At 66.9% G+C, this 21,025-nt stretch carries 15 protein-coding genes and 5 tRNA genes; 8 read left to right on the top strand and 12 right to left on the bottom strand.

Annotated features, from left to right (window positions below):
- Positions 1–2 precede the first annotated feature (2 nt).
- The 11 genes from KW843_RS05785 to KW843_RS05735 form a co-directional block, all read right to left on the bottom strand.
- Positions 3–95, bottom strand: a tRNA-Leu gene (locus KW843_RS05785).
- 155 nt (positions 96–250) lie between these two features.
- Positions 251–326: transfer RNA gene (locus KW843_RS05780), tRNA-Gly, on the bottom strand.
- A gap of 188 nt (positions 327–514) precedes the next feature.
- Positions 515–588: transfer RNA gene (locus KW843_RS05775), tRNA-Cys, on the bottom strand.
- Between the two features lie 58 nt (positions 589–646).
- Positions 647–722, bottom strand: a tRNA-Gly gene (locus KW843_RS05770).
- 87 nt (positions 723–809) lie between these two features.
- Positions 810–3,242, bottom strand: a complete 2,433-nt coding sequence (gene lon / locus KW843_RS05765) for an endopeptidase La (protein ID WP_218294105.1) — start codon at positions 3,240–3,242, stop codon at positions 810–812.
- Positions 3,243–3,368: 126 nt separating this feature from the next.
- Positions 3,369–4,634: an ATP-dependent Clp protease ATP-binding subunit ClpX gene (gene clpX / locus KW843_RS05760; RefSeq protein ID WP_218294104.1), complete on the bottom strand. Its 1,266-nt coding sequence runs from the start codon at positions 4,632–4,634 to the stop codon at positions 3,369–3,371.
- 102 nt (positions 4,635–4,736) lie between these two features.
- The gene (gene clpP / locus KW843_RS05755) at positions 4,737–5,345 is read right to left on the bottom strand and encodes an ATP-dependent Clp endopeptidase proteolytic subunit ClpP (RefSeq protein ID WP_304505098.1); all 609 of its coding nucleotides are present in this window, start codon (positions 5,343–5,345) and stop codon (positions 4,737–4,739) included.
- A 128-nt stretch (positions 5,346–5,473) separates the two neighbouring features.
- Complete coding sequence (gene tig / locus KW843_RS05750; protein WP_218294103.1) at positions 5,474–6,787, bottom strand: trigger factor; 1,314 nt, start codon at positions 6,785–6,787, stop codon at positions 5,474–5,476.
- Positions 6,788–6,862: 75 nt separating this feature from the next.
- Positions 6,863–6,949, bottom strand: a tRNA-Leu gene (locus tag KW843_RS05745).
- Between the two features lie 91 nt (positions 6,950–7,040).
- Positions 7,041–10,223 (bottom strand): efflux RND transporter permease subunit, encoded by a 3,183-nt coding sequence (locus KW843_RS05740; RefSeq protein ID WP_218294102.1) that lies wholly within the window; start codon positions 10,221–10,223, stop codon positions 7,041–7,043.
- A gap of 8 nt (positions 10,224–10,231) precedes the next feature.
- Positions 10,232–11,431 (bottom strand): efflux RND transporter periplasmic adaptor subunit, encoded by a 1,200-nt coding sequence (locus tag KW843_RS05735; protein WP_218294101.1) that lies wholly within the window; start codon positions 11,429–11,431, stop codon positions 10,232–10,234.
- 117 nt (positions 11,432–11,548) lie between these two features.
- On the opposite strand from KW843_RS05735, the gene hpnC reads away from it, so the two are divergent.
- Positions 11,549–12,487 (top strand): squalene synthase HpnC, encoded by a 939-nt coding sequence (hpnC, locus tag KW843_RS05730; RefSeq protein ID WP_218294100.1) that lies wholly within the window; start codon positions 11,549–11,551, stop codon positions 12,485–12,487.
- A gap of 84 nt (positions 12,488–12,571) precedes the next feature.
- Entirely contained in the window at positions 12,572–13,291 is a 720-nt protein-coding gene (locus KW843_RS05725; RefSeq protein ID WP_255594560.1) for a hypothetical protein, read from the top strand.
- A 74-nt stretch (positions 13,292–13,365) separates the two neighbouring features.
- Here the strand turns inward: KW843_RS05725 and KW843_RS05720 are convergent, their stop codons facing one another.
- Complete coding sequence (locus KW843_RS05720) at positions 13,366–14,337, bottom strand: LysR substrate-binding domain-containing protein (RefSeq protein ID WP_255594558.1); 972 nt, start codon at positions 14,335–14,337, stop codon at positions 13,366–13,368.
- Positions 14,338–14,609: 272 nt separating this feature from the next.
- Between KW843_RS05720 and KW843_RS05715 the strand changes: the two genes are divergently transcribed.
- From KW843_RS05715 to KW843_RS05690, 6 genes are all read left to right on the top strand, one after another.
- Entirely contained in the window at positions 14,610–14,981 is a 372-nt protein-coding gene (locus tag KW843_RS05715; protein WP_218294099.1) for a RidA family protein, read from the top strand.
- Positions 14,982–15,344: 363 nt separating this feature from the next.
- Positions 15,345–16,745: an L-serine ammonia-lyase gene (locus tag KW843_RS05710; protein ID WP_218294098.1), complete on the top strand. Its 1,401-nt coding sequence runs from the start codon at positions 15,345–15,347 to the stop codon at positions 16,743–16,745.
- 131 nt (positions 16,746–16,876) lie between these two features.
- The gene (gene hpnD, locus KW843_RS05705) at positions 16,877–17,716 is read left to right on the top strand and encodes a presqualene diphosphate synthase HpnD (protein WP_218294097.1); all 840 of its coding nucleotides are present in this window, start codon (positions 16,877–16,879) and stop codon (positions 17,714–17,716) included.
- 19 nt (positions 17,717–17,735) lie between these two features.
- On the top strand, positions 17,736–19,055 hold the full coding sequence (gene hpnE, locus KW843_RS05700) for a hydroxysqualene dehydroxylase HpnE (protein ID WP_218294096.1): 1,320 nt from the start codon (positions 17,736–17,738) through the stop codon (positions 19,053–19,055).
- 124 nt (positions 19,056–19,179) lie between these two features.
- The gene (locus KW843_RS05695) at positions 19,180–20,193 is read left to right on the top strand and encodes a tripartite tricarboxylate transporter substrate binding protein (protein ID WP_218294095.1); all 1,014 of its coding nucleotides are present in this window, start codon (positions 19,180–19,182) and stop codon (positions 20,191–20,193) included.
- Positions 20,194–20,354: 161 nt separating this feature from the next.
- Positions 20,355–21,023 (top strand): response regulator, encoded by a 669-nt coding sequence (locus KW843_RS05690; RefSeq protein WP_218294094.1) that lies wholly within the window; start codon positions 20,355–20,357, stop codon positions 21,021–21,023.
- Positions 21,024–21,025 lie beyond the last annotated feature (2 nt).

Below are 21,025 nucleotides of genomic sequence, written 5' to 3'. Positions count from 1 at the left end.
AGTGGTGCCCCGAGCCGGGGTCGAACCGGCACGCCCCTTTTCAGGAAAGCGGCGGATTTTAAGTCCGCAGTGTCTACCAATTTCACCATCGGGGCGCCGGCTGCCCAACGCACTCCTGCGTCGCAGCGTAACCCGGGCAGCGCATGCGCGCAATGCCCTGTCGCATCTCTGGTCACAGGGCCGCTGGTCGCCAAACCACCTTTGCTGCGCCGCCAAGAAAAAAGGGAAGCCGAAGCTTCCCTTACAAATATGGAGCGGGAAAAGAGTCTCGAACTCTCGACCTCAACCTTGGCAAGGTTGCGCTCTACCAACTGAGCTATTCCCGCATTTTGCCTACTGCAGCCGATGTTTCCATCTGCATGAATTAGCAAGCCTCAAATTATATCGCTATTTTTTGGCTCTATTCGATTGCAAGCCAAAAAATCAACCAACTGACCACCATCCATCCTCCACGATCCGGTCGATGCAAAGATCCCGCAGGATCCTGTGCCGCATCGACGGCACAAACCGTATCTGGAGGCGCGGTCCGGAGTCGAACCGGACTAACCGGATTTGCAATCCGGGGCATAACCGCTTTGCTACCGCGCCAGGAATTCACATTCCTCTGACAAAAAAGGGAAGCAATTGCTTCCCTTTTTGTGGAAATTGGAGCGGGAAAAGAGTCTCGAACTCTCGACCTCAACCTTGGCAAGGTTGCGCTCTACCAACTGAGCTATTCCCGCATTTTACCGAAGCCTCACATTGTACAACGTTTGCTGCGATGGAATGAATTGTAGCGCATTTTTTGAAGCATCCCAAAAACTTTTTCTTCAATGCTTCAAGCCATCCGTGGCCGCGGCCGAACCCGCGCTCTTCTCCGCCGCAGCAGCGGCCACCACGGCCACCTCCTCGTCCGTCAGGGGCACGGGCTTGGTTTCCAGTGCGATCTCGAGCACCTTGTCGATCCAGCGCACGGGAACGATCTCCAGGCCGCTCTTCACGTTGTCCGGGATCTCGGCCAGGTCCTTGACGTTCTCTTCGGGGATCAGCACCGTCTTGATGCCGCCACGCAGGGCCGCCAGCAGCTTTTCCTTGAGCCCCCCGATGGCCGTGACCTCGCCCCGCAGCGTGATCTCGCCCGTCATCGCGACGTCCCCACGCACGGGAATACCCGTGAGCGCCGAAACGAACGCGGTGGTCATCGCGGCACCCGCACTCGGGCCGTCCTTGGGCGTCGCGCCGTCGGGCACGTGGATGTGGATGTCGCGCTTCTCGAAGGCCTCGTCCTTGATGCCCAGGATGCGCGAGCGGCTTCGCACCACCGTGCGGGCAGCCTCCACCGATTCCTTCATCACATCGCCCAGCGAACCGGTGCGCGTGATCACGCCCTTGCCGGGCATGGCGGCGGCCTCGATGGTCAGCAGGTCGCCACCCACCTCGGTCCAGGCCAGGCCGACCACCTGGCCCACCTGGTTCTGCGCCTCGGCACGGCCGTAGGTGTACTTGCGCACGCCCAGGAAGTCGGGCAGGTTGTCGGCGGTGACGATGACCTTCGGCTCGAGCTTCTTGAGCTGCAGGCCCTTAACCACCTTGCGGCAGATCTTGGACAGCTCGCGCTCGAGCGACCGCACGCCGGCCTCCCGCGTGTAGTAGCGCACCATGTCGCGCACGGCGGGCTCGGTGATCTCGAGCTCCTCGTCTTTCACGCCATTGTTCTTGAGCTGCTTGGGCAGCAGGTACTTCATGGCGATGCTGGTCTTCTCGTCCTCGGTGTAACCCGACAGGCGGATCACTTCCATGCGGTCGAGCAGGGCCGGCGGGATGTTCATCGAGTTCGAGGTGGCGACGAACATCACGTCGGAGAGGTCGAAGTCCACCTCGACGTAGTGGTCGCCGAAGGTGTGGTTCTGCTCGGGGTCCAGCACCTCCAGCAGCGCGCTCGAGGGGTCGCCCCGGAAGTCGGTACCGAGCTTGTCGATCTCGTCGAGCAGGAACAGCGGATTGCGCGTGCCCACCTTCGAGAGGCTCTGCAGCACCTTGCCCGGCAGCGCGCCGATGTAGGTGCGGCGGTGCCCGCGGATCTCGGCCTCGTCGCGCATGCCACCCAGGGCCATGCGCACGTACTTGCGGCCGGTGGCCTTGGCGATGGACTGGCCCAGGGAGGTCTTGCCCACGCCAGGAGGTCCTACCAGGCACAGGATGGGCGCCTTCACCTTGTCCACGCGCTGCTGCACCGCGAGGTATTCAAGGATGCGGTCCTTGACCTTGTCCAGGCCGAAATGGTCTTCGTTGAGCACGCCCTCGGCATTGACCAGGTCGTGCTTGATCTTGGTCTTCTTGCTCCAGGGGAGCGCCGTGAGCACGTCGATGTAGTTGCGCACCACGGTGGCCTCGGCCGACATGGGCGACATGAGCTTGAGTTTCTTCAGCTCGGCGTCGGCCTTCTTGCGCGCCTCGGCGGGCATCTTGGCGAGCTTGATCTTCTTCTCGATCTCCTCGATATCCGCGCCTTCGTCGCCTTCGCCCAGTTCCTTCTGGATCGCCTTGACCTGCTCGTTGAGATAGAAGTCGCGCTGGTTCTTCTCCATCTGGCGCTTCACGCGCCCACGGATCTTCTTGTCGACGTTCAGGATGTCGACTTCGCGGTCAAGCTGCTCGAACAGGTTTTCCAGCCGCGCCTTCACGTCGGCGAGATCCAGCACGACCTGCTTGTTTTCGAGTTTGAGCGGCAGGTGGGCCGCAATGGTGTCGGCCAGGCGGCCGGGGTCGTCGATGCTGGAGATCGAGGTCAGGATCTCTGGCGGAATCTTCTTGTTGAGTTTGACGTACTGGTCGAACTGCTGCATCACCGCGCGGCGCAGGGCTTCGATTTCGCTCGGCTTGTTGGCCTCGGGCGTGGCTTCGACCGGCGTCACGGTGGCCGTGAAATGGGTTTCGGCATCCTCGATGGAGGCCACCATGGCACGCTGCTGGCCTTCGACCAGCACCTTCACCGTGCCATCGGGCAGCTTGAGCATCTGCAGGATGGTGGAGACGCAGCCCACGTCGAACATGTCCGACACGGAAGGCTCATCCTTGGCCGCGGCCTTCTGAGCGACCAGCATGATGCGGCGATCCGCCTCCATGGCCATCTCGAGCGCCTTGATGCTCTTGGGACGGCCCACGAACAGCGGGATGACCATATGGGGAAACACCACCACGTCGCGCAGGGGCAACAGCGGCAGGTCAATGGGGGTGGCTGGCAGGGGGGTGTGTCCGGACATGGAAATCCTCAAAGTGCTCTGTGGAAGTTGGTCCACATGTGGGGATTTTCAACCCTGGCGCGCAGCCGCACTGCCGCCAGGGTTGATGGTTCAAGGGGCGGCAACAAGGCGCCCGCTCCGGGCATTTCAGGCCTTTTTGGCCGCTTCGCGGTAAACGAGCAGCGGCGGCTTGTTTTCTTCGATGGTGGACTCATCCACCACCACCTTTTCGACATTGCTGGTGTTGGGCAGGTCGAACATCGTTCCGATCAGCGATTGCTCCAGGATGGAGCGCAGGCCGCGCGCGCCAGTTTTTCTGGCCAGCGCCTTGCGGGCAATGGCCTTCAGCGCGGCGGGGCGGATCTCCAGATCCACGCCTTCCATGGCCAGGAGCTTGCTGTACTGCTTGACCAGCGCATTCTTCGGCTCGGTCAGGATCTGCACCAGCGCGTCCTCGCTCAGCTCGGCCAGGGCCGTCACCACGGGCATGCGGCCCACCAGCTCGGGGATCAGGCCGAACTTGATCAGGTCTTCCGGCTCGATCTCGGTGAACACCTCGGTCAGCGAACGCTGCTTCTTGCTCTTGACCGATGCGCCGAAGCCGATGCCGGATGCTTCGGTGCGGTTCTCGATGACCTTCTCCAGGCCCGCGAACGCGCCCCCGCAGATGAACAGGATGTTGGTCGTGTCGATCTGCAGGAAGTCCTGGTTCGGGTGCTTGCGCCCGCCCTGGGGCGGCACGCTGGCCATCGTGCCTTCGATGAGCTTGAGCAGCGCCTGCTGCACGCCCTCGCCCGACACGTCGCGCGTGATGCTGGGGTTGTCCGACTTGCGCGAGATCTTGTCGATCTCGTCGATGTAGACGATGCCGCGCTGCGCGCGCTCCACCTCGTAGTTACAGCTTTGCAGCAGCTTCTGGACGATGTTCTCCACATCCTCGCCCACGTAGCCGGCTTCCGTCAGCGTGGTGGCGTCGGCCATCACGAAGGGCACATCCAGCATGCGAGCCAGGGTCTGCGCCAGCAGCGTCTTGCCGGAACCTGTGGGCCCGATCAGCAGGATGTTGCTCTTGGACAGCTCCACCTCGTCCTTGTGGGCCTTGTCCTTGTGGCGCAGGCGCTTGTAGTGGTTGTACACCGCGACCGCCAGCGTGCGCTTGGCCACATCCTGGCCAATCACGTAGTTGTCGAGATTGGTCTTGATCTCCACCGGCGTGGGCAGATCGGCGCGGCCTTCGCGCGCCAGGTCACCGGCCGGGAGCTCATCGCGGATGATCTCGTTGCACAGGTCAATGCACTCGTCGCAGATAAAGACCGACGGGCCAGCGATCAGCTTCTTCACTTCATGCTGGCTCTTGCCGCAAAAAGAGCAGTAAAGGGTTTTTTCGCTGGAAGAGCCTTTTTTCTCGGCCATGGGGGCAATGCCTTGCTTGTTACGGAAAGTTGTCGGGATGATAACCAAATAAAAAACGGCGTCTTCCCTCAGGGAAAACGCCGCCGCGCGACCCTGTGGCTATCAGGAGCGCTTGCTGATCACCTGGTCGACCAGGCCGTATTCCTTGGACTCGTCGGCCGACAGGAAATAGTCGCGCTCGGTGTCGCGCTGGATCTTCTCCAGCGGCTGGCCCGTACGCTCGGCCAGGATCTTGTTCAGTTGCTCGCGCGTCTTGAGGATCTCGCGCGCATGGATCTCGATCTCGGTCGCCTGGCCCTGCATGCCGCCCAGCGGCTGGTGGATCATGACTTTCGAGTTGGGCAGCGCAAAGCGCTTGCCCTTGGCGCCCGCCGCCAGCAGGAAGGCACCCATGCTGGCCGCCATGCCCGTGCACAGGGTCGACACATCGGGCTTGACGAAATTCATGGTGTCGAAGATCGCCATGCCGGCGCTCACCGAACCGCCCGGGGAGTTGATGTAGAACGAAATGTCCTTGTCGGGGTTTTCGCTCTCCAGGAACAGCAGCTGCGCCACCACGAGATTGGCGGTCTGGTCGTTGACCGGCCCCACCAGAAAAATCACACGCTCCTTGAGCAGGCGCGAGTAGATGTCATAGGACCGTTCGCCACGGCCCGACTGCTCGATGACCATGGGGACCATGCCCAGGCCTTGTGTTTCCAATGCGCTCATGTTTTCTCCAGACAAGCAGGTACTGTACCCAGAAATGAATTGGGGCTTGTGCACGAAAGCACAAGCCCCTGTATGTGTCGGCAACAACCGGGCAGTTCGGTAACCGACAAGCCGCCCGGCCAGGCCTATCAGCCTTGTTGGGCCATCAGTTCGTCGAACGACACGGACTTTTCGACCACTTTGGCCTTGCCCAGCACGAATTCGGTCACATTGTTCTCGATCACGACCGCTTCGACTTCCGCCAGGCGCTGGCGGTCACCGAAGTACCAGCGCACCACGTCCTCGGGCTTCTCATAGCTGGCGGCCAGCTCGTCGATGTGGGCCTTGAGCTGCTCGGGCTTGGCCTGCAGTTCGTTGGCACGCACCAGTTCGGCCAGCACCAGGCCCAGGCGCACGCGGCGCTCTGCCTGGGGACGGAACACGTCTTCAGGGATTTCGGCCTTGTCGGCGTCCTTGATGCCGCGCTGCTTGAGTTCTGCACGGGCGCCTTCGAGCAGGCGGGCGATTTCAGCCTGCACGCTGGAATTGGGCAGGTCCAGTTCGGCCTTGGACACGAGAGCGTCCATCACGGCCTGCTTGTTGCGGGCCAGCAGGCGGAACTTGACTTCGCGCTCCAGGTTCTTCTTGATGTCGGCGCGCAGGCCTTCCACGGAACCATCGGCGATGCCCAGCGACTTGGCCAGGGCGTCATTCACTTCGGGCAGGTGGGCCGCTTCGATCTTCTTGACCGTGACGAGGAAGTCCGCCGTCTTGCCGGCCACGTCCTTGCCGTGGTATTCCGCAGGAAATGCCAGGGGGAAGGTCTTGCTTTCGCCCGACTTCATGCCACGCACGGCTTCCTCGAACTCCTTGAGCATCTGGCCTTCGCCGACCAGGAACTGGAAGTCTTCGGCCTTGCCGCCTTCAAAGGGCTCGCCGTCGATCTTGCCTTCGAAGTCGACCGTCACGCGGTCGCCGTCTTGCGCGGCGGCTTCGAGCGCGCGCTGCGCAAAGCTGCGGCGCTGCTTGCGCAGGATGTCGATGGTCTTGTCGATGGCCGCATCGGTCACTTCGGCCGACAGCTTTTCGACTTCCGCGTCCGCCAGATCGGCGATCTTGACTTCGGGGAACACTTCGAAGATGGCGTCGAAGGTCATCTGGCCCTCGGGAGCGCCGTCCTTCTCGGAGATGCGGGGCTGGCCGGCGACACGCAGGTTGGCTTCGTTGGCGGCCACGGCGAAGGCTTCACCGACCTTGTCGTTGAGCACTTCGTACTGCACCGAGTAGCCGTAGCGCTGGGCCACCACGTTCATGGGCACCTTGCCGGGACGGAAACCGTCCATCTTGACCGTGCGGGCCAGGCGCTTCAAGCGCGTGTCGACTTCGGACTGGATCAGGGTGACGGGCACGCTCAGCGTGATCTTGCGCTCGAGCTTCTCAAGGGTTTCAACAGTAACGGCCATGGCTATTCCTCTTATGAATGTGGATCGTGCTGGCTGCAGCGCAGCGGCGCCGTGTTCCGCAAAGTCTCACATGGGTGGTGCGCGGGGGGGGACTCGAACCCCCACACCATTGCTGGCGTCAGGACCTAAACCTGGTGCGTCTACCAATTTCGCCACCCGCGCGGTTCTACAACAAACAAACAGGCGGCACGAACTGCCGCCTGTGTGAAATCGGTCAACCTTCTATTTTACCCTGATGCGGGCAGGGTGGGAATCAAACCCCTCCAAGGACCTCCGGCGCCGGCCTTTTGACACGGAACCAAGCAGCATACATCGCGGGCAGCGCCAGCAGCGTGAGCACGGTGGCCACCACCAGCCCGCCCATGATGGCCACGGCCATCGGCCCCCAGAACACGCTGCGCGACAGCGGGATCATGGCCAGCACCGCGGCCGCGGCCGTGAGCACGATGGGGCGCAGGCGGCGCACGGCGGATTCGACGATCGCATCCCACGCCGGCACGCCCCGCGCGCGGTCCTGCTCGATCTGGTCGATCAGGATCACCGAGTTGCGCTGGATCATGCCCATGAGCGCGATCACGCCGAGCAGTGCCACGAAGCCGAAGGGGCGGTTGAGCAGCAGCAAGGCCGCCGCCACGCCCGCCAGCCCGAGCGGCCCGGTCAGGAACACCAGCATCGCGCGGCTGAAGCTGTGCAGTTGCAGCATGAGCAAGGTGAAGGTGATGAACAGCATGACCGGAATGCCCGCCGCGATCGATGCCGAGCCCTTGGAGCTTTCCTCCACGGCACCCGCCACCTCGATGCGGTAGCCGGCCTGCCCCGCGGCACGCCACTTCGCCTCGATCTCCTTGAGGGCAGGCAGCAACGCCGCCGTCACCGTGGCGCCCTGCAGGCCCTCGGTCACATCGCCCTGCACCGTGATGGCGTAGTCGCGGTTCTCGCGCCACATCACGCCCGGCTCCCAGGTGAACACCGGCTTGGCGATCTGCGTGAGCGGAATCGACTTGCCCGACGCCGTGGGCAGATAGGCATTGGCGATGTCGGTGATCGCGTTGCGCTCCTCCTGCGGCTGGCGCAGCAGGATGTCGATGAGCTTGTCGCCCTCGCGGAACTGGCCCACCTGCGTGCCCGACAGGATGGTCTTGGAGGCCTGTGCGATGGACTGGCTGGTCACGCCCAGGGCGCGCGCCTTGGCCTGGTCCACTTCCAGGCGCAGCACCTTCACGGACTCGTTCCAGTTGTCGTTCACGCCGCGCATGTCGGGGTTCTGGCGCAGCTGGGCTTTCACCTCGTCCGCGCGCTCACGCAGCACCAGCGGATCGGGGCCCACCACGCGGAACTGCACGGGGTACGGCACGGGCGGCCCGTTGGGCAGCAGCTTCACCCGGCCGCGCACCTCCGGAAACTCCTGCGCCAGCAGCGCCGGCAATTTCACGCGCAGCGATTCGCGCACCTTCAGGTCCTGCGGCAGCACGATGAACTGCGACACATTGCTTTGCGGGAACACCTGGTCCAGCGGCAGGTAAAAGCGCGGCACGCCCGACCCCACCCAGGTGCTCACGGAGCTGACCCCATGCTCGGAGAGCAGGCGCTGCTCCACCCGCTTGGTGACTTCTTCGTTGCCCGCGAACGAGGTGCCCTCGGGGAACCAGATGTCCACCAGGATCTCCGGGCGGCTCGAATCCGGGAAGAACTGCTGCTGCACCTTGCCCATGCCGGCGATGCCCAGCGCGAAGGTGAGCACCGTGGCGCCGATGGTGAGCCAGCGGTGCTGCACGCACCAGTCCACCAGGCGGCGGAAGGTGCGGTAGAACGGGCTGTCAAACACCTCGTGGGGATCGTCCGTGATGCCTTGGCTGGCCTGCGCGGCCAGCACGTGGGGCGGCACCTTGAGCAGCAGCGTGCCCAGGTATGGCACGAAGTACACCGACACGATCCAGCTGAGCACCAGCGCGATCACCGTCACGGCAAAGATCGCGAACGTGTATTCGCCCGTGGTGGACTTGGCCAGGCCGATGGGCAGGAAACCCGCCGCCGTGATCAGCGTGCCCGTGAGCATGGGCATGGCCGTGATCTCGTAGGCGAAGGTGGCGGCACGCACCTTGTCGTAGCCCTCCTCGAGCTTGAGCACCATCATCTCGACCGCGATGATCGCGTCGTCCACCAGCAGGCCCAGCGCGATGATGAGCGAGCCCAGCGAAATCTTGTGCAGGCCGATGCCCCAGTACCACATGGCCAGGAAGGTCACGGCCAGCACCATCGGGATGGTGATGCCCACGACCAGGCCGGGGCGCGGGTCGATGTACCAGCGCTTCCACAGCGGATTCTTGCCGGGGCGCCTGTGGAAACCCAGCGCGATGAAGCTCACCGCCAGCACGATGACCACCGCCTCGATCAGCACCTTGACGAACTCGTTCACCGAGGTCGCCACGGCCTTGGGCTGGTCCTGCACGTTGACGAGCCTGACGCCCGCCGGGAGGGTGCTGCCAATCCGGTCGGTGGCCGTGTGCAGCGCCTTGCCCAGCGCGATGATGTCCCCGCCCTTGGCCATGGACACCCCGAGCGCGATCACTTCCTGCCCCTGGTGGCGCACCTTCACGGAGGCCGGGTCCACATAGCCGCGCTTGACCTCGGCGATGTCCGAGAGACGCAGCTGGGCGCCCGACGGCCCGCGGATCGGCATGGCGCCCAGGTCTTCGACGGCATTGAACTGCCCTTGCACGCGCACCTGCACCTGGTCCTGCGGCGTCTGGATGGCGCCCGCGCTTTCCACCGCGTTCTGCTGGCCCAGCTGGGCCAGCACCTGGTTCATGTCCAGGCCCAGCTGCGACAGGCGCTTTTGCGAGATTTCGATGAAGAGCTTCTCGTCCTGCACGCCGAAGAGTTCGACCTTGGCCACGTCAGGCACGCGCAGCAGCTGCTGGCGCGCGTCGTCGGCGAACTGTTTGAGTTCGGCATAGCTGAAGCCCTCGGACTCCAGCGCGTAGATCACGCCGTACACATCACCGAAGTCGTCGTTGAAGAACGGCCCCTGGATGCCCTGCGGCAGGGTGTAGCGCATGTCGCCCACCTTCTTGCGCACGCTGTACCAGACGTTGGCCACCTCGCTGCCCTTGGAGGAGTCCTTGATCTGGAAGATGATCTGCGACTCGCCCGGCTTGGAGTAGCTGCGGATCTTGTCCGCATAGGGCACTTCCTGCAGGGTGCGCTCGATCTTGTCGGTGACCTGCTCGGCCACCTGCTGCGCCGTGGCGCCGGGCCAGTAGGTGCGCACCACCATGGCACGGAAGGTGAACGGCGGGTCTTCGTCCTGCCCGAGCTGGAAGTAGGCCGCGAAGCCCAGCAGCATCAGCACCACCATCAGGTAGCGCGTGAGGGCGGGATGGTCGAGCGCCCACTTGGAGAGGTTGAACCCCTCTTTGGGTTGTACTTGCGTCATGGCCGGCCTCAGTTGGCAGTGGAAGCCGCGGGCGCCACAGCAGCGGCGGCAGGATTTGCTACTGAATTTATAGCTGTTTGCGCTTTACCGGCGGGCGCCGAGGCCACTTTTGGCTGATAAACCAGCACCTTCTGCCCGGGTGAGAGCACGTGCACGCCCGTGGCCACCACCTGCATGCCGGGCGTGAGGCCCGCGGCCACCACGGCCTCGTTGCCATCGGCCGTGGCGATCTGCACCACCTGCGACTTCACGGTGCTGCTGGCCGCGTCGTAAACCCACACGGCCGTGGACTGGCCCTCCTGGCGCAAGGCACTGGTGGGCAGCTTGATCGCCTGGATGCCAGCGTGGCTCAACGCCTTGGGCGTCACATACACCGTGGAGCCCAGCGCGGGCGCGTCGGCGCTGTCGATGGCCACCTTCACCTGGTAGGTGCGGGTGGCGGCGTCGGCACTGGCCGCGACTTCGCGCACGCGCCCCGCCAGGGGGGCGCCGCCCGACCAGCCGCGCACCGCCACCTCGGAGCCTTGGGCAATCTGCGCCACCTTGTCTTCCGGCACCGCGAACACCACGTCGCGGGGGCCGTCCTGCGCGATGCGCACCACGGGCGTGCCCGCCGACACCACCTGGCCCGGTTCGGCATCGATGCCCGTCACCACGCCCGACACGTCGGCCACCAGCGTGGTGTAGGCCGCCTGGTTGCCCTGCGACGACAGCTGCGCGCGGGCCTGGTCCAGCGTGGCCTGCGCGGCCTTGAGCGTGGCATCGCGGCGCTCGAGCTCGGCGCCGCTGATGAAGTTCTGGTCCTTCAGGGCCTGGTAGCGCTTGTAGTCGGCGGCCGCCAGATCGCGCTGCGTGGTCGCCGATGCGAGTTGCGCGCGCGCGGCGTCGGCAGCCAGCTGGTAGTCCTTGGGGTCCAGCTGCGCCAGCACCTGGCCGGCCCGCACATGCTGGCCCAGTTCGGCCTGGCGCTGCACGATCTTGCCGGCCACGCGGAAACCCAGGCGCGATTCCACGCGCGCCCGCACCTCGCCCGAATACTCCAGGCTCGACTGCAACGCGCCCACGCCCACCGTCAACAGCTTCACGGAGCGCACGGGCTCCTCGGGCGGAGCGGGGCGCGAACAGGCAGCCAGCAGGGCCGCCGTGGCCAGCACCAGCAGGTACCTGGAATGCCGTTGAAAGGGCCGCGAAGCGGAAGGTGTGCGCATGGAAAATCCGGTGAGTAAAAAAGGGCCGCAAGGAGCTGCGGGCAAACGCAGGCACGGGCCAGCCTCCTTGTCCCTGTCGAAGATTATTTTGATTACTGACTGACCGGTTAGTAATCTATGAGAAGCCTCCCGCCTTGTCAAGCGACAATCCCGGGTGTGAACGACCGATCCAGCCCCCCTTCTCCAACCGCCCTCACGCCGCCGCCGGCCACCCCGGTGGCCGCGCCGCCCGTGACCCACTACGAGAATTTCCCCGTGGCATCGCTGCTGTGCCCGCCGCGCCTGCGCCAGCCCATCGCAGCCATCTATGGCTTTGCCCGCACCGCCGACGACATCGCGGACGAAGGCGATGCCCCGGCCGCCAGCCGCCTGGCGGACCTGGCCGCATACCACGCCGATCTGCAAGCCATCGCCCAGGGCCGGCCCCCGTCGCCCCGCTGGGCAGGCGTCTTCCTGCCCCTGCAAGGGGTGCTGCGCAGCCACCAGCTGCCCCTGCCGCTGCTGCAGGACCTGCTCAGCGCCTTCGTGCAGGACGTGGAGAAAACCCGCGAGGCCGAGGGCTACGCCGACCGCAGCGAGCTGCTGGACTATTGCCGCCGCTCGGCCAACCCGGTGGGCCGCCTGCTGCTGCATCTGTATGGCGTGACGGATGCCAAGGCGCTGCAGGAGAGCGATGCCATCTGCACCGCGCTGCAGCTGATCAACTTCTGGCAGGACCTGAGCGTGGACATCCCCCGAGGACGCCACTACCTGCCGCGCGCCGACTGCGCGGGCCACGGCGCCGGCCAGGCCGAACTGCTGGCGCTGCAAAGCACACCCGAAAACGCCCGCCTGATCACCAACTGCGCGCGCTGGGCGCGCGCCACCATGCGCAGCGGCGCCCCCCTGGTCCACCGTCTGCCCGGCCGTGCAGGCTGGGAACTGCGGCTGGTGGTGCAAGGCGGCCTGCGCATTCTCGACAAGGTGGACGGGCTCCAGGGCGGCAGCCTGCACACCCGCCCCCGGCTGCACGCGTGGGACTGGTGCGTGATGCTGGCACGCGCACTGCGGATGTAGGGACAGCGGTGCAGGCGGAGCCTGGGGCACACTCGGGCAACAGCGGCCAGCCGCACCATCGCCATACCGGAGAGGGAGCATCCATTGCCATACAGGCATCTCTTCAAGGCCCTCCAGTGGGGGCTGATCCTCTTTTGCCTCTGCTTCGCCATGGTGGGCGGCACGATGGCAGAGCGCCTGCTGGAGCTGCTGCAGTGCCAGCCGCACGCCAACCCCGCGCTGCGCAGCTGCGCCTGGCTGCCCAATGCCCTCGGCCTCAGGCTTGCACCGTTTCTCTCGGCCGGCGGCATTTCGGACTACCCCTTCGTCCTGCTGCAAAACTTCTGGGCGCTGATCGCAGTGTGGATGGTTGCGCTCATTGCCACACACCGGGCGGCGCGCAATGCCGCAAGCACGGCCGCTCTGCCGGACCGGGGGAAAACACGCTACCCCGGCATCACAGGCGCCGATGCCGGGCGGTGGGCATCGCGCGCCGCCTTCTGGGTACTGCTGCTCGGCCTTGCCGGTTTTTGCATGGCCTTTGGCACGCCCATCCTCGGCAACCGGGTGGCGCTGGAAGTACTGGGTGCCCTGGGCTGCTCGCCGGGCACGTTCGACCCTTTCTCGTCGCCCTGCATGTCAGCCCCGGGGTTCTGGACGCACCGCCTCGCGGTCTACGTCATCCCACTCGCAGGCCCCTTGCTGGCGCCCGTGTGGCTGTTCATGGCGTTCTGGGACATCCTGCTGGCATGGACGCTGCTCACCGCAGCCGCTTACATACTGCAAGACCATCTGTCAAAGCGCGCCCGGCGGCCGGCGCCATAACCCGAACGCGGTGCGGCCGCCCTTGCCTTGAACCCATGGAGCACCGGCGTGCGCCGGCTGCCCGCGCTCACCGGCTAGGCCACCGCCAGCCACGCGCAGAACGCGGCCGACACCGGGTCGTCCGCCGCGCGCGCGGGCCGCAGCCAGTAGTAGTTCTTCTCGCCCGACAGGCGCTGGGCAAACGGCATGACCAGCAGGCCGCCCGCGAGCGCATCGCCCAGAAATCGGGGGTTGCCCAGCGCCACGCCCAGACCCTGGATGGCGGCTTGCACGCTCAGGTGCGCGTGGTCGAACACCAGGTCGCCCGCAGGCTGCAGGCCTGGCGCGCCCGCCTCTTCCAGCCACCGCTGCCAGGCCACCGGCGTGGACCGGCTGTGCAGCAGGGTGTGCCGCGCCAGCCCCTGCGGCGACTCCATCGCCCCATCGCCCGCCAGCAGGGCCGGGCTGCACACCGGGGTGAGCTTGTCGGGGATGAAGGGCCCCAGCGCCACGTCCCGCCAGCCCGCGCGCGCGGGCAGCGCCGCCAGCTCGCTGTCGGCGAAGCAGCGGATCGACACGTCGTACTGGGCGGGCTCGAAATCCAGGTGGCCCAGCGTGGTGACCAGCTGCACGTCCAGCCCCGGCATCTGTGCGCAAAAACCCGCCAGCCGCGGGATCAGCCACTGCGAGGCCAGCGTGGACGTGGCATTCACCACCAGCGTGCCGCGCCGCGTGAGCCGCTCGATGCCCGCCGTGGATTGCGCCATCAGATCCAGCGCGCGGGTGAGCCCGGGCAACAGCGCCGCGCCCGCGGTGGTGAGCGCCAGCCGACGGCCTTCGCGCGCCACCAGGGCCACGCCCAGCCAGGACTCCAGGGCCTTGATCTGGTGGCTCACGGCGCTTTGCGTCACGCTCATTTCGCGGGCCGCATGGGTCACGCTCAGCAGGCGCCCTGCCGCCTCGAACGCACGCAGCATGTTCAGCGGCGGCAGGCGGCGTGCGCCGTTGCCCCCGCCCGGACCGGCGGGCGACAGGCCGGCACTGCTTTTGCCATGAGCTGAATTCATGATTGGACGAAATATTGTCGATAGTCACAGGCTGGCGTGCTCCGTACGATCACCGGCATGCATCGAAACCCACCTGCGGACTGGATAGATTTACTCATTATGTGCCGGGTGTGCACGGCACCGGTGGCCGCGCCCTGCCGTCCGCCCTCGCCAGCGCCCTGGCGCAGAGGCTACGCCCGGTGGTTCTTCGCGCCATGGGCCGCCTCCCAGGCCGCGAGGGCGCTGTCCAGGAGCGGGCTGCAACCGGGGCACCTCCGCAGCGAAGGCCCCGCATGACGGCGGGACGCGCCGCGCGGGCCCTGTGCGTGGGGGTATGGCATGCACGCACCACGCTCTCCATCCGCGTGGCCTGCATGGCCTCTGATTCACCGCCCGGCGGGCGGCAGGACGACCATGGGCAGTTCATGCAGGTGCTCGCGGCGGCCGAGCGCCTGCTGCGCGAAGCCGGCGCCGATCCCCGGAGCATCCTGTCGTGCGACGTGTTCGTGCGCGGCCCCGCCGCCCGGACCGCCGTGCTGGCGGTGCTGCGCCCACGGGCCGCGCGCTGGCCCACACTCCCCCGCATCACGCCACACCCTTCGCCTTTCACACCCCAGGCCACGGTGTCCCTCGCACTCGTGGCGGCCCGGCCCACCCCACTGTAAGAAACATTCATGGGTGGCAAGCCGAGCCATGCGGCCTAGTGGGAGCGGCCAGAGCGATACGGCAAAAGCGCCGCTACCGCTTTTGCCCGTTCAATATTTTGCTATCAATATTGAAATTCAGCACGTGCAACGCCGCGCAGGGTGATGGACCCGGGGCCCCGCTCATCAGGGATTACGCGTGTGCCGGCCGGCGCCTGCACGGTTAGCCTCGCGCCCACTGCGGGCACCAAGAGTACCGGCAGTGCGAAAGATGCTGTTGCCTCGAGAACAGCGATGGCGCCACCCGCGCCATCGCTGCTTTCCATGGACCAGGGCCCCAGGGGTTCCACGCATCCCCAAAACCTACCCGGTATGCCACACACCATGTCCGTCAGCGTTTTCGACCTCTTCAAGATCGGCATCGGCCCCTCCAGCTCCCACACCGTGGGGCCCATGATCGCGGCGCGGCAGTTTGCCTGCCACCTGCGGGATGGCGTGGGGCTGGCCGCCGTGCACGGTGTCACGGTGGAGCTGTTCGGGTCGCTGTCGGCCACGGGCGTGGGCCACGGCACCGACAAGGCCGTGCTGCTGGGCCTGGCCGGGTACGAGCCCGACCACATCGACCCGGACCGCATCGCCCCCGCCATTGCCGAGATCCGCGGCCGCCAGTCGCTGGCCCTGCTGGGCGAGCGCGCCATTGCCTTTGTGGAAAAAGACCATCTGCTGTTCAGGCGCAGGAGCCTGCCGCTGCACCCCAACGGGCTGTGCCTGCATGCCTTTGACGCACAGGGCCGGGAAATTGCCCAGCGCGAGTACTACTCGGTGGGTGGCGGCTTCGTGACCGACGCCGCGGGGGAGCGCGTGCTCAATCTGGCAGCCACCTGCGGGGCCGATGCCGCGGGCCACGCCCGGGGCCTGCCCTACCCCTTTCGCACCGGGGCCGAGCTGCTGGCCCAATGCCAGGCCAGCGGCCTCACACCGGCCCAGCTCATGGCCGCCAACGAAGAGCATTGGCGCAGCGCCGGCGAGGTGCGGCGCCAGCTCATGGCGATCTGGCGAACCATGGCGGCCGCCGTGCAACGCGGCTGCGCCAGCACCGGCCACCTGCCCGGCCCCATGCAGGTGCGCCGCCGCGCGGCCGAACTGCACAAGAGCCTGAGCGGCTCGCCCGAGGCCGCCCTGCGCGACCCGCTGTCCATGCTGGACTGGGTGAACCTGTATGCCATGGCCGTCAACGAGGAAAACGCCGCTGGCGGCCGCGTGGTGACCGCCCCCACCAACGGCGCCGCCGGCGTGATACCGGCCGTGCTGCACTACTACGTGAACTTTCTTCCAGGCGCGAACGAGGACGGCATCGCCACCTTCCTGCTCACCGCCGGCGCCATCGGCATCATCTACAAGGAGAACGCCTCTCTCTCGGGCGCCGAGGTCGGCTGCCAGGGCGAGGTGGGCGTGGCCTGCTCCATGGCGGCCGGCGCGCTGGCCGCCGTGATGGGTGGCAGCCCCGAGCAGATCGAGAACGCCGCAGAGATCGGCATGGAACACAACCTCGGGATGACCTGCGACCCTGTGGGCGGCCTGGTGCAGATTCCCTGCATCGAGCGCAACGCCATGGGCGCCATCAAGGCCATCAACGCCGCCCGCATGGCGCTGCGCGGCGACGGCCAGCACGTGGTCTCGCTCGACAAGGTCATCAAGACCATGATGCAGACCGGCGCGGACATGAAGGTCAAATACAAGGAGACCTCGCGCGGCGGGCTGGCGGTGAACGTGGTCGAATGCTGAGGCGCCACCGCGCCGCCCCATCGCTATCAAAAAAGTAGCGACTCGCGCTGGATGGAAGAGCGCCAGGGGCCAAAAGCGCGCCAAACCGCGGATCCCCGCCGCGCGGGGTGCGCCATGGGACAATTCCGCCCATGACACCGCAGCAGTACGTACAGCAAAAAGCCGTGGCCTCGGGCAGCAGCTTCTATTACGCCTTTCTCTTCCTGCCCGCGCCGCGCCGCGCGGCCATCACGGCGTTCTATGCGTTCTGCCGCGAGGTGGATGACGTGGTCGATGAGGTCAGCGACCCCGGCGTGGCGCGCACCAAGCTGGCCTGGTGGCAGGCCGAAGTGGCCAAGGCCTATGCCGGCCAGCCCACCCACCCCGTGATGCTGGCGCTGATGCCGCACACCGCCGAATACGGCATCGAGCAGCGCCACCTGCAGGCCGTCATCGATGGCTGCCAGATGGACCTGGAGCAGACGCGCTACCTCGACTTCGCGGGCCTCAAGGGCTACTGCCACCTGGTGGCCGGCATCGTGGGCGAGGTCACGGCGCGCATCTTCGGCCAGACCGACGGGCGCACCACGCAGTACGCCCACACGCTGGGCCTGGCCTTCCAGCTCACCAACATCATCCGCGACGTGGGCGAAGACGCCATGCTGGGCCGCATCTATCTGCCCGTGAGCGAGCTGCAGCAGTTCGACGTGAAGGCGCACGAGATCCTGAAGCGCACCTACTCCGACCGCTTCACCGCGCTCATGTGCTTCCAGGCCGAGCGTGCGCACAGCCTCTACGACGAAGCCCTGGCCCTGCTGCCCGCCGCCGACCGCCGCGCGCAGAAACCCGGCCTGATGATGGCCAGCATCTACCGCACGCTGCTGCGCGAGATCGAGCACGAGAACTTCCAGGTGCTGCACCAGCGCATCCGCCTCACGCCGCTGCGCAAGTTCTGGCTGGCGTGGAAGGTGCAGGCGCTCGGACGGATGTAGCGGCCGTGCGGCAGCATCCATGAAAGTCGCCGTCATCGGCGCGGGCTGGGCCGGCATGGCCGCGGCCATCGCGCACGCCCAGGCGGGCCGCGAGGTCACGGTGTTCGAAGCCGCCCGCACCGTGGGCGGCCGGGCGCGTGCCGTGCCCGCCACGCTGCCGGGGGGCAAGGTGGTCACGCTCGACAACGGCCAGCACATCCTCATCGGCGCCTACGCCGAAAGCCTGCGCCTGATGCGCCTGGTGGGGGTGGATGCCAGCACCGCGCTGCTGCGCCTGCCGCTCACGCTGCAGTTTCCGGATGGCCAGGGACTGCGTCTGCCCGACCTGCCGCCCCCACTGGATGCCTTGCTGGGCATCGCGCGCGCCAGGGGCTGGAGCTGGCGCGACAAGCTGGCCCTGCTGCGCACGGCCACCGCCTGGCAGATCAGGGGGTTCCGCTGCGCGCCCACGACCTCGGTGGCCGACCTGTGCGCACCGCTCACGCCCCGCCTGATGGCAGAGTTCATCGACCCGCTGTGTGTGTCGGCCCTCAACACCCCGGCGCATCAGGCCAGCGGCCAGGTGTTTCTGCGCGTGCTGCAAGACAGCCTGTTCAGCGGGCGCGGCGGCTCCAACCTGCTGCTGCCGCGCGCCGACCTGGGCGCGCTTTTTCCCGAGCCTGCGGCGCGCTGGCTGCAGGCGCAGGGCCGCCACCAGGTGCTCACCGGCCAGCGCGTGCAGCGGCTGCAGCCGCAGCACGCCGGGCGCTGGCAGGTCGTCGGCGCCGCCGGTGCGCCGGGCGCCACGGACAATGCACCGGAGGTGTTCGACCACGTGACCCTCGCATGCCCTTCGTGGGAGGCCAGCCGGCTCGTGGCGGGTGTGGCCGGCATGGCGGGGCTGGCCAGTGCCGGCCGGTGGAGCGCCCTGGCCGGCGCCTTGCACTTCGAGGCCATCACCACCGTCTACGCCCACGCGGCGGACGCGCGCCTGGCCCAGCCCATGCTGGCGCTGCGCAGCGCCCCGGACAGCCCCGCACAGTTCGTGTTCGACCGTGGCCAGCTGGACGGCAACCAGGGCCTGCTCGCGTTCGTGGTGAGTGCCAGCGAAGGCGAGCGCACCCACATCGAACAGCAGGTGCTGCGGCAAGCCGCCGCGCAGTTGGGCATCGGCTCCCTGTCGCCCGTACAGACGGTGGTGGAAAAACGCGCCACCTTTGCCTGCACGCCCGGCCTTGCACGCCCCGGCATGCAGGTGCTGCCCGGGCTCTCGGCCTGCGGTGACTATGTGGACGGCCCCTACCCCGCCACGCTGGAAGGGGCGGTGCTCAGCGGCACCGCGGTGGCCGCGCTCCCCTGACCCGACGCTCGGGCGCCCTGGCCGCACCCCCCGGGAAAACCCCAGGCCGACTGACAGCATTCCGAAAGCACGCGGCGCGCACCATGGCGGCTGTCACGCCTTGATGGCTTTCATGGAGACAAGCATGCCTACAGACACCCCCCATTCCCACACCCTCCACCCCAACCGCCGCCACCTGCTCGGTGCCGGCGGCGCCCTGGCGCTGGGCGGCCTGCTGCCCGCATCGGTGTCGGCACAGGCCGCATGGCCTTCCAAGTCGGTGCGTTTCGTCGTGCCCTTCGCGCCGGGCGGCAGCTCCGAGATCGTCGCCCGCTCCACCGCCGCCGAGCTGACCAAGACGCTGGGCCAGAGCGTGTTCGTGGACAACAAGCCCGGTGCGGCCGGCAACATCGCCATGCAGGAGGTGGCGCGCGCCGACGACCAGCACACGCTGATCCTGGGCCACATCGGCACGCTCGCCGTGAACCCGTACATCTTCGACAAGCTGCCCTACGACGCCAACAAGGACTTCAAGCCCGTGAGCCTGCTGGCCAAGGTGCCCAGCCTGTACGTGGTGCACCCCGACGTGCCGGCCAAGAACCTCAAGGAATTCATCGCCTACGCCAAGAAGAACCCCGCCAAGCTCAGCTACGGCTCGGCGGGCAACGGCAGCGCCGGCCACCTGGCCTTCGAGTACCTGAAGATGACGGCCGAGATCTTCATGCTGCACGTGCCCTACCGCGGCACCGGCCCCATGATGACCGACCTGCTCTCGGGCCGGCTTGACGCCGCTTCCGTGGGCGCCGCCGCCATGCTGCCCTTCATCAAGTCGGGCAAGGTGCGCTGCATCGCCACGGGATCGACCCAGCGCCTGCCCCAGTTGCCCGATGTGCCCACCGTGGCCGAGCAGGGCTTCCCGGGTTTCGAGATGACGCAGTGGTACGGCATGCTGGCCCCGGCCAGCCTCACGCAGGAGCACCTGGACAAGCTGGCCGCCGAAACCATGAAGGCCGTCAAGGCGCCGGAATCGCTCAAGCGCCTGAGCGGCGATGCGGCCGAAGCCATCGGCGGCACGCCGGCGCAGTTCGCGCAGTTCATCGCCTCCGAACAGGCGCGCTGGCAGAAGGTGCTCAAGCGCGCGCAGGTCAAGCCGGATTAGGAAGCCCCCTGAGTCGCTTCGCGTCTTCCCCCCAGAGGGGGACGCCACCCGTGGTCTGGCAAAGCCAGTTCCACGGTGGCGCTGGCGGGGCGCGCCAGGCCTGCGGCCCGGGCGCATGTGCCTCGGCGATGGCACTGCACAACAGCATTAGCATCCCCTCCATGCGCATCCTTCTGGCCGAAGACGAACACAGCCTGGGCACCTGGCTCAGCCGCGCGCTGGAGCACGCGGGCATCCAGGTGGAATGGGTGAATGACGGCCGCCTGGCCGACCGATCGCTGCAGCAGCACGACAACTACGACGCACTGGTCCTGGACCTGGGCCTGCCGGGCCTGGACGGCCACGCGGTGCTGCAGCGCCTGCGCGACCGCGACCAGCGCCTGCCCACGCTGATACTCACCGCGCGCGATTCGCTGGACGAGCGCGTGCGGCTGCTCAATGCCGGGGCGGACGACTTCCTGGCCAAGCCGTTCGAGCTGGCCGAGCTGGAGGCGCGCCTGCACGCCCTGGTGCGCCGCGCGCGCGGCACCGACCACCCGCGCCTGGCATGTGGCCCGCTGGCGTACGACAGCGCGCGCAGGCAATTCGTGCTGCAGGGCGAACCCCTGGCGCTGTCGCCGCGCGAGCAGGCCGTGCTGCGCGTGCTGGTGCAGCGCAGCGGTGAGCCGTTCTCCAAGCAGCAGATCCTGGAGCGCGTGTTCTCCGACGATGACGACGTGCACCCCGAGGCCGTGGAAGTGTTCGTGCACCGCCTGCGCAAGCGGCTCGACGGCAGCGGCGTGCGCATCGTCACGCTGCGCGGCCTGGGCTACGCACTGGAATCGCACTGAAC

Source organism: Acidovorax sp. sif1233 (genome assembly GCF_019218755.1).
GTDB lineage: Bacteria > Pseudomonadota > Gammaproteobacteria > Burkholderiales > Burkholderiaceae_C > Acidovorax.
This window is presented reverse-complemented; position numbering and strand designations above follow the sequence as displayed.